This window comes from Aliivibrio sp. SR45-2, assembly GCF_963890165.1.
In the GTDB taxonomy this organism is placed as follows: Bacteria; Pseudomonadota; Gammaproteobacteria; order Enterobacterales; family Vibrionaceae; genus Aliivibrio; species Aliivibrio salmonicida.
The window spans coordinates 1-221 of the sequence record NZ_CAWPRC010000138.1 but is presented as its reverse complement, the minus strand read 5'-3'; the positions used below and the strand labels follow the sequence as shown (position 1 = coordinate 221).

At 42.1% G+C, this 221-nt stretch carries 1 protein-coding gene; it reads left to right on the top strand.

Going from position 1 to position 221, the window contains the following annotated elements; translation table 11 throughout:
* A partial coding sequence (locus AACV33_RS06845; RefSeq protein WP_220488766.1) for a zinc finger domain-containing protein occupies positions 1–221 on the top strand: 221 nt, incomplete at both ends.

Here is a 221-nt window from a genome sequence, read left to right as displayed (position 1 = left end):
GGTAGCCATAATGAATGGGAGTGCCCGATATGTCGAGGTGTTGGAACAGTAGATGTTGAAGCTATTTCAGAGATTGATTTATCTCCGTTTGAACAGGAAGAGTGCCCATTATGTAAAGGTAAAGGTAGCCATAATGAATGGGAGTGCCCGATATGTCGAGGTGTTGGAACAGTAGATGTTGAAGCTATTTCAGAGATTGATTTATCTCCGTTTGAACAGGA